The following is a 15,355-nucleotide window of genomic DNA, read 5'->3' as shown; positions in this document are numbered from 1 at the left end:
CAGCCCAATCAAGTCAAATTGAGGATCAAATCATCAAATGCCTATAACTTTGATCGCCAGGAGGTTTATCTTATGAAAAATTTAGTTCATAAAATTATGGCAAGTGGGTTTTATTGCTACCAACCGCATCTGATTGGAGGATACCGGCTTTGAAATAGTCTTTTCGCTCTCATCAAAATCGATTGAAAGATGCAATGAAAAGATAATTACAGCGGATTGTATATTAATCTGCTGTATAAATCAACTTGGTACAATTAAAAATATTCTTGATCTAAATCTTAACCAACGATGGAAACAATTACTATTCCAGTTGACCCAGCAATTGCCAAAGCTTACCGAGAAGCTGACCCGGAAAAACAGCAAAAAATTGCCATGTTTCTCAATGTCATGCTCAAAAAAACACTCAATAAAAGACCATTGATAGAAATTATGGAAGATGTCAGTCAACAAGCGATCGCTAATGGAATAACTCCAGAAATTTTAGAATCTATTCTCAATGATGAAGACTAAACGAATTGTTATTGATACTAATGTAATAGTAAGTGCTTTAATTTTTTCAAAATCTACTACTATGCAAGTTTTTAGGGTAGCAAAAGAAAAGGGAGTGCTTCTAATTTCTGATGATATTTTTTCGGAACTCATTGATGTATTGAGCCGTCAAAAATTTGACCGTTATCTATCCAGAGAAATTCGTGAAGATTTTCTAGCGAGCTTATTTACGGAAGCAGAAATCATAAAAATTGATGAAAAAATTGAGGTTTGTCGAGATTCAAAAGACAATAAATTTTTAGAAGTTGCAGTTAATGGAAATGCCACTCATATTATCACGGGAGATGGAGACTTATTAGAATTGCACCCGTTTCGAGGTATTTCTATTTTAACCCCACGCCAATTTTTAGAGGTTATTGGAGAATTACAGCCATGAGATTAACCCCACAAATTTCCGATTTGTCAAACTGATTATTTTCTTCAATAATTCTTGATTTTCAATCTCAAATTGATCAATAGGTTCGGTTAGCGATAGGGTAGCCCAACGATGCTTTACACATCGCACTAGCAACTGTCTATAGCTTAGATTATCTGTTAACGTGGAACTGCAAACACATGGCAAATGCTCAAATTCAGCGGAAACTAGCTAACATCAGTTCCGATCTGGGTTATGTACTGCCTGTAATTTGCACTCCCTATGAGCTAATCGGGTATAATTCAGAGGTTTAGTTATGTACAAAAATGAAATTCTTGATGAAATTTACAGACACAGGGAAGAATACGCTCGCTCGTTTCATTATGATTTAAGAGCTATTTTCAATGACTTGAAACAAAAGGAGCTAGTTCATCAAGATAGACTTGTAAGAATTCCTATCAAACGCAGGTCTAACAATAAGCTGCACCCGACCGCAGGATTATCCGATTAAACCGCAAAATTTCTAGCAGCGGGTAAGCTTGACCGTTAGCTGGCTTCGGTAACGGGTGTTGACGGTAGAAATTTTAGACTCTATTCTCAATGATGAAGACTAAACGAATTGTCATTGATACTAATGTCATAGTAAGTGCTTTGATTTTTTCTAAATCCACTACTATACATCAATACCCTCGATACCAACCAAGTCAATGGGGTTATACCTGATTGACTTGGTTGAGGCGAAAGAAATCAGAATATCCAAGATTGCCTCTGAGATCAAATGTGGGATTTCATAACTCGATCGCGATTTACCAGACCTGAATTAAACTTGCTAGGTTAAGAAAAATGGAAATTTTTTATATATTCTTCAAATACTGGCAACAAAGTGAATAATATTTCATCTGAATCGACTTGACTTAATAGATATCGTCTACTCAAAGACTGTAACCCATTGACAAGTTCCAAAGAAGACAAGTTTAAAGATTTTCTTAAATCATCTCTGGAAATCGGGGCTTTTGCCCGACTCATCTCTAAACTGATTTCTTGTTCCACCGGAGATAGCCTCATCCACAAGGTATCCCAAAGCAGTTTCATATCTTCGGGAAAAATTAAACTATCCTCAGCCATCAACTCATCGACGCGACCTGAGAAAACTTCTTTAATCAAACTAGAGATAGATTGCAAATATAAAGGATTTCCTTGATAAAGGTTGCTTAACTCAAGTAAATTTTCTTGACGAGGTAATCCCTGATATTGGAGAAAGTTTCCACCGTCAGCATCTAACCCTCCTAGTTCTAAAGATTTCTTCGGATATAACTCAGCATCCAAAGATATCATCTCTGGCGATTTTTCTTGACTCATCAGGATTAAACAACTTTGATGTGCAATCTCAGCCATCATTTTGAAAAACGTTTTATAGTCTGTATATTCAGGTTTATACTGTCCCGCGAATTGTCCAGGGATAAACAGATTTTGTACATCATCAAAAACCAGCAAACATCGGCGATCGGATAACAGTTCAAATACTTGATTAATCTGTTCATCAAGCCCTAGACTCTTTTCCGTTTCTTGGTTGAAAGTTGCCAAAATATCATGCAGCAGATGAGTTAGGGCTTTCGGAAATTTCAGACTTTTCCAAATGACTGCATCAAACTGTGGCGAATGTAGGTCAATAAATCGCTTCACCAGCGTTGTTTTGCCAATACCACTTAATCCCAACACTGCCATAAGACGAGTGGGTTGATTCAAAATATACTCAGAAAGTTTTTCCAGTTCTTCCCTGCGTCCTTCAAAGTGAGTAATCTTTGGGGCTAGTGCTAAATCTATAGAATATTTTACACCAGCTTGAGTGCTTGAAGAAGAATTTTTCTGCTGTTTATCTGATGTTTCTGGACATAAAGTAAAGTGGCTATAAATTCCTAATCCAACTAACTGAGACGAATTAATTGGGATATGCAACCTTTCAATTGTTGCCCGAAAATTAGATTTATTTATCTCTTCTGATAACCGTTCTGACAAAATTTGCCACAGCTTATAGCCCACATCCCTAACCCGACTCTCACTGCGATGACATTCTTGGGCAATTTTTTCATAACTTTCCCCTTGCCAAACCCCTTTTACCACAGCCTTTTGAATGTCATCTAAGTGTTTTCCCGTTTCGGCAAAGACGAGGCGATCGGCAAATTGTAACACTTCTGTAATAATCATACAGCTAAGATGGGGTAAGGGTTTCCGCCATTATAACTCACTCCGACACGGCATCGCACGATATTTCACGATTTTGCTTGAAATATTTCTTAACCAAAATCAGGATAAAATAGGACATTTTAGTATGGCTAGAACTGATTTTATTTTCAATATTGGAAAGGAACTAAATTACCTAAATAGGATTTCCGCAATTATGCTCATGCAAAATAACGTTCAGGATTTAATTGCAAATCTGGCCAACACCGTATCGACTGATGAAATTAAACAGACAAAAGTAGTTGCGACTAAAGTTCGCAGTATGTACACCGAAAACGGGGAAAATACTGTCGTTAACCTGGTTATGATTGCCCATGACTTAGAAGCGGAAATGTTTTAATTAATTTCATTGAAATTTAGCAAAAATTTAGCTCGTCTCTAAATGTAGGGGCGATTCGCCAATCGCCCCTACATTTAGCATCTTACAGTAAAAAATGTATCAATAGTCTTTCTGTTTTGAAGGCAAACAAAAATTTGACGCATGAATTTATTACTCAAAGGTAAACATTAGATGAATAGAAACACGGAGAGTCAGAATGTTTTATCTGGATGGATATAAAAATTGTATAAAAACAGTTTTTCTTTTGGCCTGTAGTAACCAAGAACAGAAGATTAACAGCCTTGAGGAATTAAAAAATCAATATATTTGTTTTTTAAATCAACATTTTTCAGAAACTCCGATTCCCACTGAAGCTAACTTAGACCAATTTTGTTTTGATATAGAGCGAATCAAAAAAATCGCGGTAAAATATCAAGAAGATGGAATATTAACCGATTTAAAAACAAAAATTGATTTGAATACCCCTATTGCATCAATGGAGGAGGCATTAAGTTATGTGAAAAAGGGTCAGATCCTTTTAAATCAAGTCAATCCTTCTCTAGGCACAATATTTGATCTAGTGATTCATACTTTATTTTATGTGCGATCGCCTAATGCAGGAGGTGGTTCAGTATCAGACGCACCTGGAGTTATCTGGTGTGCAATCAAACGCAACTGGACAGATATGGATATTGCCGAATTTTTAGTGCATGAACTGACTCATAATCTTGTATTTTTAGATGAATTATGTTATCAACACTATACTGATATGGTACAGTTGGGTGACAAAAAGCACTATGCCAAATCAAGCATTTTAAATAAACAACGTCCTCTGGATAAAGCATTTCATAGTCTGGTAGTTTCCCATGAGGTACTGCATTATCGCCAAGAAGCCGGAGAACCAAGCACTCCTCTTGTTCATCCGCCTTCTGAGCAAATGCTTTCGGCATCTTTAGCGACTATTAATAGTATCAAGGCTGTGATTGATAACAGCAACTTGGTGCAACCAAGATTTTACGAAATTTTAGCCAATATCGAAGTATCTTTACGTCAATTAGAGAAATCACTAAAGACAGTTGTTGCTGTTTAGGGTATGAGCGAAAAAATACATTCTTATCAGTATCTTCAGGACTATCGCTTTGAATGGTGGAATCCAGATTTTCTGGAACTTTTGGCTAAAAGGTTCAATCTATCCCAAATTAATAGTATTGCGGATATAGGTATAGGGTTGGCGCATTGGTCACGCCTCTTAATTCCATTTCTCTCTCAACCCTTACGTTTTGTGGGGGTTGATATTGAATATTTTTGGATTGAAAAAGCGAAAGAAACTTTTAAGAACATCCAAAAAGAAGTGGAGTTTTCTGAATTACATTTTATTCAAGATGATGCCCATAACCTCAGCTTACCCAGTAATAGTTTTGATTTAGTAACTTGTCAAACATTACTGATGCACTGCTACGATCCGAAAAAAGTCTTAGCAGAAATGAAACGGATTGCTAAACCAGGTGGACTAATCTTAGCAGTGGAACCCATAAATTTACTTAATCGCTTAGAATTTAGTTCCTTGATCAACAGCTTATCGGTTGAACATCAAACTTCTCTTTTTCAGTTTTGGTCATACTTTCATCAAGGAATCAGAGCAAAAGGCAAAGGAGATCATAATATAGGTGCTTATTTACCGGCTCTATTTCAGCAGGTTGGCTTAGAAAAAATAGCCGTTTATCAAAATGATCGAGTTTATGATTCAAAAAGTGATGACTCGATTAGTGTTGAAGATATCCTCATGGAATATAGGAAGCCAGAAACCGCTGAAATGATTATGGCTGGGGGAGGTAATGACCAGATTATTGCTGAAGGACTCGAATCTGCCAAATTTCTCGCTGAATTGATCGTCTCTGAAATCCAGAATCATAATTATTATTCTACCGGGTTTCTCAATACATTTATATTCAGCGGCTTTAAGTCAGAGTAAATTTTTTAGGGATACCATTGAATCATAAAAACGCAATTCCTAAATTAACATAAACCTAGGGACACGGCAATGCCGTGTCCTGATTTTAGTTGGCATAAGCGAGCCAACCTGAAAAATAAACCTTTTAATGCTTGACGTATTTATTCGAGCAAAAAATCAGTTTTAATATCAGGATTAAAAAGGTATGTATTCATTTTCAGATTAATGGCTTGGTTGCAAATATCCGGCACAGTCCACAATGTAATAGTATCCTTGTTGCTTCACAAATTCACAAAGCTTATCGTTGAATTCATACCCTTTTTCTCCTGGTTCAGCAACCGGAAACCGTGATATATTGGTGACACGAATACCGACCAAAGAATTGAACGGCAATCCTTTACTTTCAAACCATTTGCGAATATGCCTAGAGTTAGCGGACGTTACGCCGCCAATGTTGGTTTTTAATTTTGGATAATAAAGATGATAATGAGAACCAGATTCCTGCCAATGTAATTCCAGTTCATCGCCATCCCCGATATTCCACAAAATAAGATCCTGCAATCTTTTAGCCGTTCCCTGAGTCAGAATATAATTGGTGTATTGCTGGGCATACTTATCTTCAGCAAATTTGAACAGAGTGAACATTCCTTTGCCCCCCTCGTTATTATTTGTAGCATAGCCATACCCTGAATCAAACTTTAAGCCGATTTTCGGGTTTTCTTGTTCGCGAATATTCTCTCCTCTGTATAACTTTTCTTCCCGCGATCCGACAATTAGATGCAAATAGTCTCGGGCGCGGCTCATCCCAACATACCGCAGTCGCCGTTCTTCTTCTATCTTATCTTGGCCGAAAATGTTCTGGTTGCAATCTGCTGCGGGAATTACCACAGCATCAAATTCTAATCCTTTGATTTTATGAATTGTGGAAAGGATTATTATTTTATGAATTGTGGTAAGAGTAATATTAGGTTTGAATTGTTTTACTTCTCCTAAGCTAAAACGCCACTCTTGATATTGCTTATACAAGAGAAGCAATTCGCTGATATCGCGCATATCCTGAATATATTCGATAAATTCAGCCACGGTGCTATTACGAGAAGCGTTAGTCTCAAAATACCAAGCGGCGGCGGCCAGCCAATAGTAACAATTATCGTTCCAAGTTCTGTTTGACTGAATATAGCACTTGTGGGCAAGTTTACGAATATATTTCAAGAAATATCCCTTGAAAGAAGCAATTAAGCGTTCTGATTCGTTCTGAAGTTTATCTAGCACAAAGGCTATTTGACGTAAAGTGGCAAATTTCTCTTTTCCCCCTTGAACCCGAATTTGTGCTTTGTTTTCAAAGTGCTTTTTAAATGCTCCTAAAATCCGGTAAAGTTCGGCATTGGTGCGGAACAAAATCGCGATGGAAGAAAATGTATGCTGATTCAAGATATGGTCTGTAATGTCTATAATCTGTTCCAGAAAGTTCTCTTGGTTGAGTTTGGATATGATGAATTCTCCGACTGAGTTTGCTCGCCCAGGTTTTAAGGGCGCTTGTCGCAAGCGATCGCTATTTCTTCGGATATATCGTTCGGCTTTATTTAATATTTCAGTTCCCGAACGATAGTTGATAGTCAAATTGTGCCACTGGGCTTGAAAGTCGGTTTCAAACCGCTTAAAATAAGGAGCAGATGACATTGGTTCTCCGGTATTTTTCCGCTCATAACCGTAGATGCTTTGGTCATCGTCACCGATCGCAATTAGGTGAGTATTGTCACCTTTAATCCGCAGCAGCATTTGATAACGTTGGTCGTTAATATCTTGATACTCGTCAATGAAAATATAGTGGGGTGCCTCCCGTCCATTGGGTCTGAGTAGGCTTTTATTAACTTTGGTAATAGTTAAATATTCTGCGGGATATTTTTCCAACTCGCATTTTTTGGGGAGGCGATCGCCCAAGGTACGGCGAACATAACCATGAAAGGTATAAATATGCAGACTATTGTATGAACTGGCATATCCCAAATCCCGCAGTAAACGGTTAAGACCCGATCGCAATTCGGCCACCACCGCCGTATTATAAGCCAGCACCAAAATATCATCAGGATTTTCCCTGTGCTGCACAATTAAATTAGCCACGCATAGCAATAAAGTCCGAGTTTTGCCCGTCCCCGGTCCGGCGGCAACAATCAAAGATTTCTTCACGCAAGCTTCAACCATTTGCCTTTGTTCAGGGTTAAGCTGATTCATTTTTTGGTCAAAAGCCTCAAGGCGCAGTTGACTGGCAACCCAACTGTTACCCGGCAATTTATTCAAAATCAAGTCTTCAATTGCCTCAACATTTTTGCAAGCAAAATATTCCTGAATAAAACTGGTTTGTTGGGCAAAATCGGTAATTTCTGTTAAGGCAACTAAGGCATTTAACCGCCATTCATTCAAAAGGTGGTAATTTTCAAATTCTTGTTGAACTTTTCGATCTAATCCACTTATCGATGGGTCAACAATCGCTGACATAAATTGCTCATCATTGATATGCAGTTCCAAAGAAGTCGGAATAAAATCCTGCTCATATCTGATATAGCCCAAATCCCGCAACCAACTCAGGGCAGCTTTTAATAAATCGGAGTTTTCTATGGTACTCAAAGCCATCAAATCCCCTAAGTTAATCGTTTCTTGTTGTTCGTGTTTTTCTTGAATGGCTGATAAAATTTTCGGGCATAGTTCCTGGATTGCCTCTAATTCATACCGCCAACTTTCTGAGTTTTTCCCCCGGATGCTAATTTCGTGAACTCCCCCAGACTTGCTTTTGAGGCGAATTCCGTTTAATCGGTTCAGCAACCGCACCATTTTTGGCCATGATTTTCCCAGGCGATCGCCTTGGTTCGTAAAAGATAAGTTATTGGCGGATACTTTCTGTTTATCCTGCCAATGTAAGGATAATTTCTTGAGTTCTATATGGGCAAGGTAATACAATTTATAAGACTTGTTTTCTGCCTCCTCAATGCCAAATTTGGTCATTTTAATGCGGAGGTTACGCTGAAATCGGATTTCTCCTTGTTTGTGTGCTTGGAGTACAGCGGTCAAAACCTGACTGGTACTGTTTAGGTGTAAAGTTTCCTGAATTTGGGAAATCAGAATGCTGACCGTTTTTTCGCGGGTGCCCCCTTTTTCTTGTACCAGTTTAGCTAAAGGAGAGGATAAATTAGAAGCTGCACCTAGGGAAAGATTAAGATGAGAAACTACGCGATCGCCCAGGGTAATTTTGCCCAATTTTTCCAACCAATGTAAAAGCATCCGTTGGGTGTTTTGGGGATTTTTTTTCTCTTTCAGTTCGTTGGATTCTTTAATCAAATCCACCGGAATAATAAAATCATTGGGGTTGGCTTGTTGTTGGCGATATTGGGCGATCGCCACCCGCATGGACTCGATATCACTCCAGTGTAAGCGATGCTTTTGCATAGTGGTTTTCGCCTTAGCAAAACTGTCCGCATTATAAAATAAAACGCAGCGAACTTTTTCTATACCAGCTTCTTGGCGACTGGTGGCATCTCTGCCCGCTCGACCAATTTCTTGCAAGTAATTTTCTAGATTACTCGGTGGACGTTGATGAAACACAAAATGGATATTGGGAATATCAACTCCCATGCCAAATGCTTTCGTAGCAAAAATCACTACTATTTCGCCATTTCGGAAGTCTGCCTCGGTGAGCGAACGGTCTTCTGCGGCCATACCAGCATGGTAAAACCCCACGCCCAAATCATCTCGTCCTAGTTTAGCAAATGCCCGATCCAATTCCTCCGCGTATTCCTCACATTTCCGGCGATTATTCAGAAAAATAATCCCACGACTGAGTTGAGGATTCATCTCAGCCATTAGAATATCGCGAATTTTTTCTAGAGCATAGGAATCGTGGTTTTGCTCTTCGGGAATTTTGTGAAATTCCAGAGAGTGATAATCTTGAACGGGAATATATGGATTCATTTTCATATCTAATTTTACTTGAGGTTAAGAGTTGTTTGCAAATCACCAATTACCTGTTCGTTGAGAGTAGCAGATAGGAGTAAAATCGGCGAATTTATGCCGTTTTCCCTTTGCTGTGTAACAAACTTGGCGGCATAGAAATAGTCCGGGCGAAAATCAAGCCCCCACATAGAAAGACAGTGGGCTTCGTCAAAAACCCAATATTCTGGCCCAGAGTTGTCACGGTTAAAACGTTCGGCTAAAACTGCCCGAAATCTTTTACTTCTAAACCGCTCTGGCGCAGTGTATAATAGTAAGCATTCTCCGCCTCGAATTTGCCGATAACTATCTTCTATTTCTTCGCGGGTCATATCCCCAGTTAGCCCAATAACAGTGCTAATAAATCCTTTTTCCCAAAGCGATCGCTCTTGGTCTTTAATCAGGGCTTTCAACGGTGAAATCACCACGGTTAAACGGTGAGTAGAATAGCCTCGATAAAGTGCCGGGGCTTGAAAAATAATCGACTTCCCCCCACCGGTGGGCAAACTAATAAATTGATGGTCAAGTTCACGGGGCATGATATTTTTCAAGTATTCAACTTGCTCATCTCTGAGGGTAGAACCGAACAAAAATGCTTGAGCGATCGCCTCTTTCCATTGGTTTTCATCCAGTTGAGAAAACTTCAACTTTCCTGGCTGGTGAAAATAACGTTTGGCTGTTTCTGTCACTCCATCAATTGTTTGTAGTTGAGTAATACTATCTCGTTTTAACCAGTCTTTAGTCGCTGTAAAATTTGCCGCTTTTAACCGAGGGTCGAGGCAAACTAAACGGATGGGGCAACTGTCAGAAAGCCAGAAGCCAATTTTTTGCAGCACTGAAATGCAACCTGCGACTTTATCTTCTAAACAAAAAAGGCGATCGCTTTCTTGGTCACTATTCGCTTCTGCTTCTTTTTCAGTTGTTTGCTCTTCATCCTCTAATGCTTCATCATCAAATTCTCCGTCCGGGTTCTGCTCATTCTCCATAGAATCTTCTAATTCTTCTCGATAACTTTCGAGAGACCAATCTGATGATTTTAATTGCCATACTGGAATGAGGTTAACCGGCAAAGACTCTAAAATAATCGTGAGTTTACGCCAGTCAAAGTTTCTGGGTGCGTTGGCAGTTAAATTTTCTACTTGTAATTCCCGGATGCTGGCTTCTAATCGCTGCATGGGGATGATTAAGATGATGTTTTCTTGCCGAATTAACTGCCTAATTTTGATCCGCAGGTTATCTTGATTATTTGCTAAATTTTCAATACTTTCAAACTTTAATTTACCGCCGCTACAGAGGTCTAGCAAGAAATTTTCTATTTGAGGAATTTCTGCGGATTCATTCACGGCTAAAATTATCCGATCGCCCTGCTGAGAGTAATAGTCAATCAGTGGCAATAGGGCAGCCCAATAATCTGCCCGGTAGGGGGTTTCTGGAGTCAGTCGAAAGTCGCTTAATGGTTCAGTTTCACGATCGCCGATAATTGGCAACAGCCAAGTAGTCTGGGGTTGATGATCAATAGAATGACGGATAATTGTCCGCTCAAAATGCCGGCCTAAATGCTGGGCAAAATCCCGATCGTTCCAGCATCCCCATAGTTGAATTTCTCCCTGGACGGTTTTTTCTAACCAGAACCGAGTTAACCCGTAAGTATTGTCACTTCGATCGACTAAATCTGCTATTTGTAAGCCCAAACTCTCCAAGGAAACATAGCTACGCCCCACGGCAAACCGCGTCCAACCACCTGTTTTGTGGATTTTTTCTTCTACTTCATATTGGCTCAAAGTGCGGATATACTGCCGGGACTGTAAAGGAAAACTTTCTGGGAACAGTAGATGGATGTTTTCTGGTTGCCAGTGATTAATTTTGCTGATAATATCTGGTTGCAGATAATTCTTAACAGAACAGTAAACAATTTTGACTGTTAGTGGAATATCCGGCACCGATTTTTCCTGGCTGAGTTCCCATTGATGCCTCAAAATTCCAGGGGCTAGTTCAGCGATCGCCCCATAGCCTAATTTTTCTATTTCTGTCACATAACGTTCAAAAAGTTTCTGACCATTGCCGTGAAAATTACAGGGTTTTGCCGTAGGCTGAATCACCTGAGCTACTGGAGGTAGCATGAGAAAATAAGCATACTCATCAGGGCCAATAATTAAAGTCTTACCTTCGCTTTTTAGCAATGAAGGAATCGCTTTTTGCCAATGGTTTTCAGGAAAACGCAAGAAAAAGCTATCCGCCTCTTGGTTGGCGCTTTTTTGAACTTCGGACAGCCCTGATTTTCGCAGATATTGGTTCCGGGCTAGTGCCAGAGTTTTCTGGGCATCTTTGACCGCTGTATGGGCAGTATCTAGGGCATAGGATAAACGCAACGGATTTAGCTGCATTTCTTCTTCCAGGGTGTCCATCACCTCAAAATGGTCAACTTCACAGCCTTTTTTGCGTAAAATCGATAAATCCCAGTCTTTAATCTTATGCCCAACCAGAATTTGCCCCGGTTTTATTTTAGTAAGCTCGCTGTTTAATTGCTGATCACTAGGATTTGTTAAATTAGATAATTCCCCGGTTTGTCCCACTAGGGCAAATTCCCATATTGTCTCTCCATTTGACTCTAAATCTAGAGCCAATAAAGGCAATTTTTGGCTTTTTGGCTGCCAGATTAGATCTACTAAACCGGGCAAATATGGGGCAAGTCGATTGACCAGTTCATCGGTTAAAATATCTGCATAAATTTTGGTTAAGCGGTCAATCAAAACATGTCGCTCTGTGACAGGCAACTGAAATGCAAAACTATGGTGCAGTTGGTGTAGGCGATCGCCCAAATCGGCTAGAGATTCTTGATTAAAAATCTGAGGCATTCCATCCTTAAATTGACTCATCAGATAGGACTGTAAATCTTCCGCCAATGACGGATGAACTTTCTCTGTAATTTTGTCCTCACCCAAAACAAATTTTTGCTGGATGCGAGCGATATAACCGTCCCCTGATTCACAACCAGGTAGAATTTTAAAGACTTCACAAATCCAAAAATCGCTGGTTGCCAAAACCGATGCATCAGCGTCAGGCCAATTTTCCACAGATCGCCCCAATTGCAGGGATAATAATTGACCGTTGTGCCGCCAAATTACTTCTCGATTGAGATGCGGTTCTAAGCGAATGTTTTCCGCTACCTCTCCTTTGTCTGTTTGACCAATGGTAAAAGAAACCGTCGGTAATAATGGTTCTCCAAAATAATCACGAGCAAACCAATGTCGAATTTCTGGCGGTAAGTTAGTAAAATGGAAAAAAATTTTTTCACCAGCTTCAGTTGATGTTCGATATTTTTTAGGGGATAAAATCACTTTTTTTTGTCCCCCCTCTGCCACCAAAAATCCGTAGCCGTTTTCTCGCAGTAGATCCCATCTCCTCACTTCGATGGCCTGATACCGTTTTTGTTTATCCATTGGTAATATCTTGGTGATCGCTATTTTGTTAGTTTACCATGCGATCGCCCACCAATTGTTTTGCTAGAATAAGTTTTGCTCAAGTCAAAAAACACATCTATGCACCCTCAACTCATCAAAACAGCGGCCATTCAAACATCCTATTCCGAAGAACACAACCGCAACGTCAAAAAAATCAGTGAATTAGTCCGAGAAGCGGCAGCTAAAGGCGCTCAAGTCATCTTACCTTCAGAATTATTTGAAGGACATTATTTTTGTAAAGAAGAACACGAGAAATTTTTTGACTGGGCGCATCCCGTCGAAGGACATCCCACCATTCATCATTTCCAGAAAATTGCCGCCGAATTAGGGGTCGTCGTGCCGGTTTCTTTTTTTGAAAAAGCCGGCCAGTCTTATTACAATAGTGTGGCGATCGTGAATGCGGATGGGTCTTTATTAGGGATTTACCGCAAAAGTCATATTCCCGATGGCCCAGGATATGAAGAAAAATTTTATTTCCGACCGGGAAATACCGGATTTCGGGCTTGGTCAACCCGATTTGGCACCATTGGGGTAGGAATTTGTTGGGATCAATGGTTTCCCGAATGTGCCAGAGCAATGGTGCTCATGGGAGCAGATATCTTACTTTATCCCACGGCGATCGGCAGCGAACCCCAACAGGCGGATTTAAATACTAAAGACCCTTGGCAACGGGTGATGATTGGTCATGCGGTGGCGAATATTGTCCCGGTGGTGGCTGCAAACCGGATCGGCACCGAAGAAGGACAAACTTTTTACGGTCATTCTTTTATTGCCAATCACTTCGGGGATAAAGTGGCAGAATTAGGTGCCGACGAAGAGGGGATTATTTACGCCACCTTCGATCGCGCCGAAATTACCCGGACAAGGGCGGCTTTTGGCTTTTTCCGCGATCGCCGTCCCGAACTTTACGGTCTTCTCAGTAGTGTTGATGGCATCTAATATCAAGTCGGTTCGATCGCTTACAAAAACAATCCTCTCTCATTAAGATGGATTCCCGCAGGAGTTTACCCCCGCGAAAGCCGCCATCGGCTGGAATGACAGGGCTTTGTAGATAATCAACGAATACACGGACTTGATATAATTCGCCGGAATGGGAACCTTAAACCCCAGCCACGCATCTAGACGATATCTGGATGATATTTATACGATATCTATACGATATCTATGGAGTATTTTTGTTTCAATTATTGGCATATTTTTGCCTAATTGATGGTCTAGGTGATGGTTGGGTAAGTTTAAAATTAGTCAAGTTTTGTAAACATTTATAAACTTGAGCCAGCGCTCGAAAAATTCCGGGAAATTCGACCATTGACCGGGGAGGGAAAAAAACATCGATCGCTGCTGTAAGCCCCTGTCAAAAGTCATCATTTCCTGGATGTTTGACCCGCCAATCGGGGCAGCGATCGGAGAAATCGGAATTATTCACATTTTTCTGCCAATTCTGGGTGAATTTGTCCCCAAAAACTCCGATTTTTTCCGGCAAACCGCTGCGGTAGAGAATATAATGGATCTGTATGTGCCAACCTAATCTCACATCTTCATGGATTAAACAGACAAGACTTGATAAATCTTCACTCAGATACCTAAAAATTGGCAATTGTGTAAATTTTACCCGATGGGGAAACAGCTAAATTATGGCTGGCTGAGATGGCTGGCTGAGATAGATTTAAATAAACTGAAGTCAATGAAGGATATTTACGAGGTGTTCAAATGAGTCAACGAAAAAATGGTTTAAAAAAATTGGCTGGCTTATTCCTCTATCCAGCCTTAATCAATTGTTTTGGCTTGTTGCCGTATCAAGCAGCAAAATCGGAGCCAGTCGATTTTCAAATTAGTCAATGGGGCGGCGGGGGTGGTGGGGGCTGGCCTCAACCAGCATATCGTGGGGCTCCAGCCAGAACCATTGGCGGAGGTACTCGCGGGGATGGTTGCATTTCTGAGGATTTGCCCAAACCCAGTGCATTAATTCCTACCAATAATGTCTGGACGACTCTTTCCGATCGCCCCAAATTTTTCTGGTATGTTCCTTCCACTAAAGCCAAAACCGCAGAATTTGTAGTTTTGGATCAAAATGGTGAAGAAGTTTATAGTAAAATGCTCGATCTGAGTCAGGTGAAAACTGGGACAATTATCGAAGAAAATCTCCCCCCAGATGTTTCTTTAGAAACAGGTGAAGTCTATACCTGGCAGTTGTCAATCGTTTGCAATCCCCAACGCCGAAGTGGAGATGTTTATCTGGAAGGTTGGGTGGAATCCTTAGACCTGGAAGCAGACCAACTGAATCAACTACAAACGAATCTGAAACAAGCCGGTGAAGATAGTTGGAAACAAGCAGAAGTCTATCTAAATGCCGGGATTTACAATGAACTGGTGAGTTTATTGGCTCAGAATCGTTGTGATTATCAAAATGAATGGCAAGAGTTGTTAAATTGGATGGGTTTGGAAGCACAAGTAGGGACTGATACGATCGCCCAATGTGCCGTGCAAAACAACTAAAA

At 40.1% G+C, this 15,355-nt stretch carries 11 protein-coding genes and 1 pseudogene; 8 read left to right on the top strand and 4 right to left on the bottom strand.

Translation table 11 applies throughout. The annotated features are described in order from the left end of the window. Positions 1–288 precede the first annotated feature (288 nt). The 3 genes and pseudogenes from AM228_RS04670 to AM228_RS34895 all read left to right on the top strand — a co-directional run. Positions 289–510: a hypothetical protein gene (locus AM228_RS04670; RefSeq protein ID WP_054464947.1), complete on the top strand. Its 222-nt coding sequence runs from the start codon at positions 289–291 to the stop codon at positions 508–510. Further along, positions 497–925 (top strand): putative toxin-antitoxin system toxin component, PIN family, encoded by a 429-nt coding sequence (locus AM228_RS04665; protein ID WP_197285219.1) that lies wholly within the window; start codon positions 497–499, stop codon positions 923–925. Before AM228_RS04670 ends, AM228_RS04665 begins: the two co-directional genes overlap by 14 nt. 110 nt (positions 926–1,035) lie before the next feature. After that, a pseudogene (locus tag AM228_RS34895) lies at positions 1,036–1,218 on the top strand (DNA-binding protein); the annotation flags it as partial. A 520-nt stretch (positions 1,219–1,738) separates the two neighbouring features. On the opposite strand, the gene AM228_RS04660 reads toward AM228_RS34895, so the two are convergent. Next, entirely contained in the window at positions 1,739–3,109 is a 1,371-nt protein-coding gene (locus tag AM228_RS04660) for an NB-ARC domain-containing protein (protein WP_054464945.1), read from the bottom strand. A gap of 193 nt (positions 3,110–3,302) precedes the next feature. On the opposite strand from AM228_RS04660, the gene AM228_RS04655 reads away from it, so the two are divergent. The 3 genes from AM228_RS04655 (at position 3,303) to AM228_RS04645 (ending at position 5,436) form a co-directional block, all read left to right on the top strand. Next, positions 3,303–3,485 (top strand): hypothetical protein, encoded by a 183-nt coding sequence (locus AM228_RS04655; RefSeq protein ID WP_156331535.1) that lies wholly within the window; start codon positions 3,303–3,305, stop codon positions 3,483–3,485. Positions 3,486–3,681: 196 nt separating this feature from the next. After that, a complete protein-coding gene (locus tag AM228_RS04650; RefSeq protein WP_054464943.1) occupies positions 3,682–4,554 on the top strand; it encodes an HEXXH motif-containing putative peptide modification protein in 873 nt (290 codons plus the stop codon). A gap of 3 nt (positions 4,555–4,557) precedes the next feature. Further along, complete coding sequence (locus AM228_RS04645; RefSeq protein WP_054464942.1) at positions 4,558–5,436, top strand: class I SAM-dependent methyltransferase; 879 nt, start codon at positions 4,558–4,560, stop codon at positions 5,434–5,436. 201 nt (positions 5,437–5,637) lie between these two features. Here AM228_RS04645 and AM228_RS04640 read toward each other — a convergent pair whose 3' ends face one another. Next, the gene (locus tag AM228_RS04640; protein WP_054464941.1) at positions 5,638–9,384 is read right to left on the bottom strand and encodes an ATP-dependent helicase; all 3,747 of its coding nucleotides are present in this window, start codon (positions 9,382–9,384) and stop codon (positions 5,638–5,640) included. 8 nt (positions 9,385–9,392) lie between these two features. After that, entirely contained in the window at positions 9,393–12,836 is a 3,444-nt protein-coding gene (locus AM228_RS04635) for a DEAD/DEAH box helicase (RefSeq protein ID WP_054464940.1), read from the bottom strand. A 99-nt stretch (positions 12,837–12,935) separates the two neighbouring features. On the opposite strand from AM228_RS04635, the gene aguB reads away from it, so the two are divergent. After that, positions 12,936–13,796, top strand: coding sequence for an N-carbamoylputrescine amidase (gene aguB, locus AM228_RS04630; RefSeq protein WP_054464939.1), 861 nt, complete (start codon positions 12,936–12,938; stop codon positions 13,794–13,796). Between the two features lie 415 nt (positions 13,797–14,211). Here aguB and AM228_RS33975 read toward each other — a convergent pair whose 3' ends face one another. Beyond that, positions 14,212–14,454 (bottom strand): hypothetical protein, encoded by a 243-nt coding sequence (locus tag AM228_RS33975; protein ID WP_190877664.1) that lies wholly within the window; start codon positions 14,452–14,454, stop codon positions 14,212–14,214. A 113-nt stretch (positions 14,455–14,567) separates the two neighbouring features. Between AM228_RS33975 and AM228_RS04625 the strand changes: the two genes are divergently transcribed. Beyond that, positions 14,568–15,353 carry a DUF928 domain-containing protein gene (locus AM228_RS04625; RefSeq protein ID WP_054464938.1) on the top strand — a complete coding sequence of 262 codons (786 nt, stop codon included), beginning with the start codon at positions 14,568–14,570 and terminating at the stop codon, positions 15,351–15,353. Positions 15,354–15,355: the final 2 nt, after the last annotated feature.

The organism is Planktothricoides sp. SR001, from assembly GCF_001276715.1.
GTDB classification, from domain to species: domain Bacteria; phylum Cyanobacteriota; class Cyanobacteriia; order Cyanobacteriales; family Laspinemataceae; genus Planktothricoides; species Planktothricoides raciborskii.
Note: the sequence above shows the minus strand (reverse complement) of the source record. Positions and strands in the feature narration are given on the sequence as shown.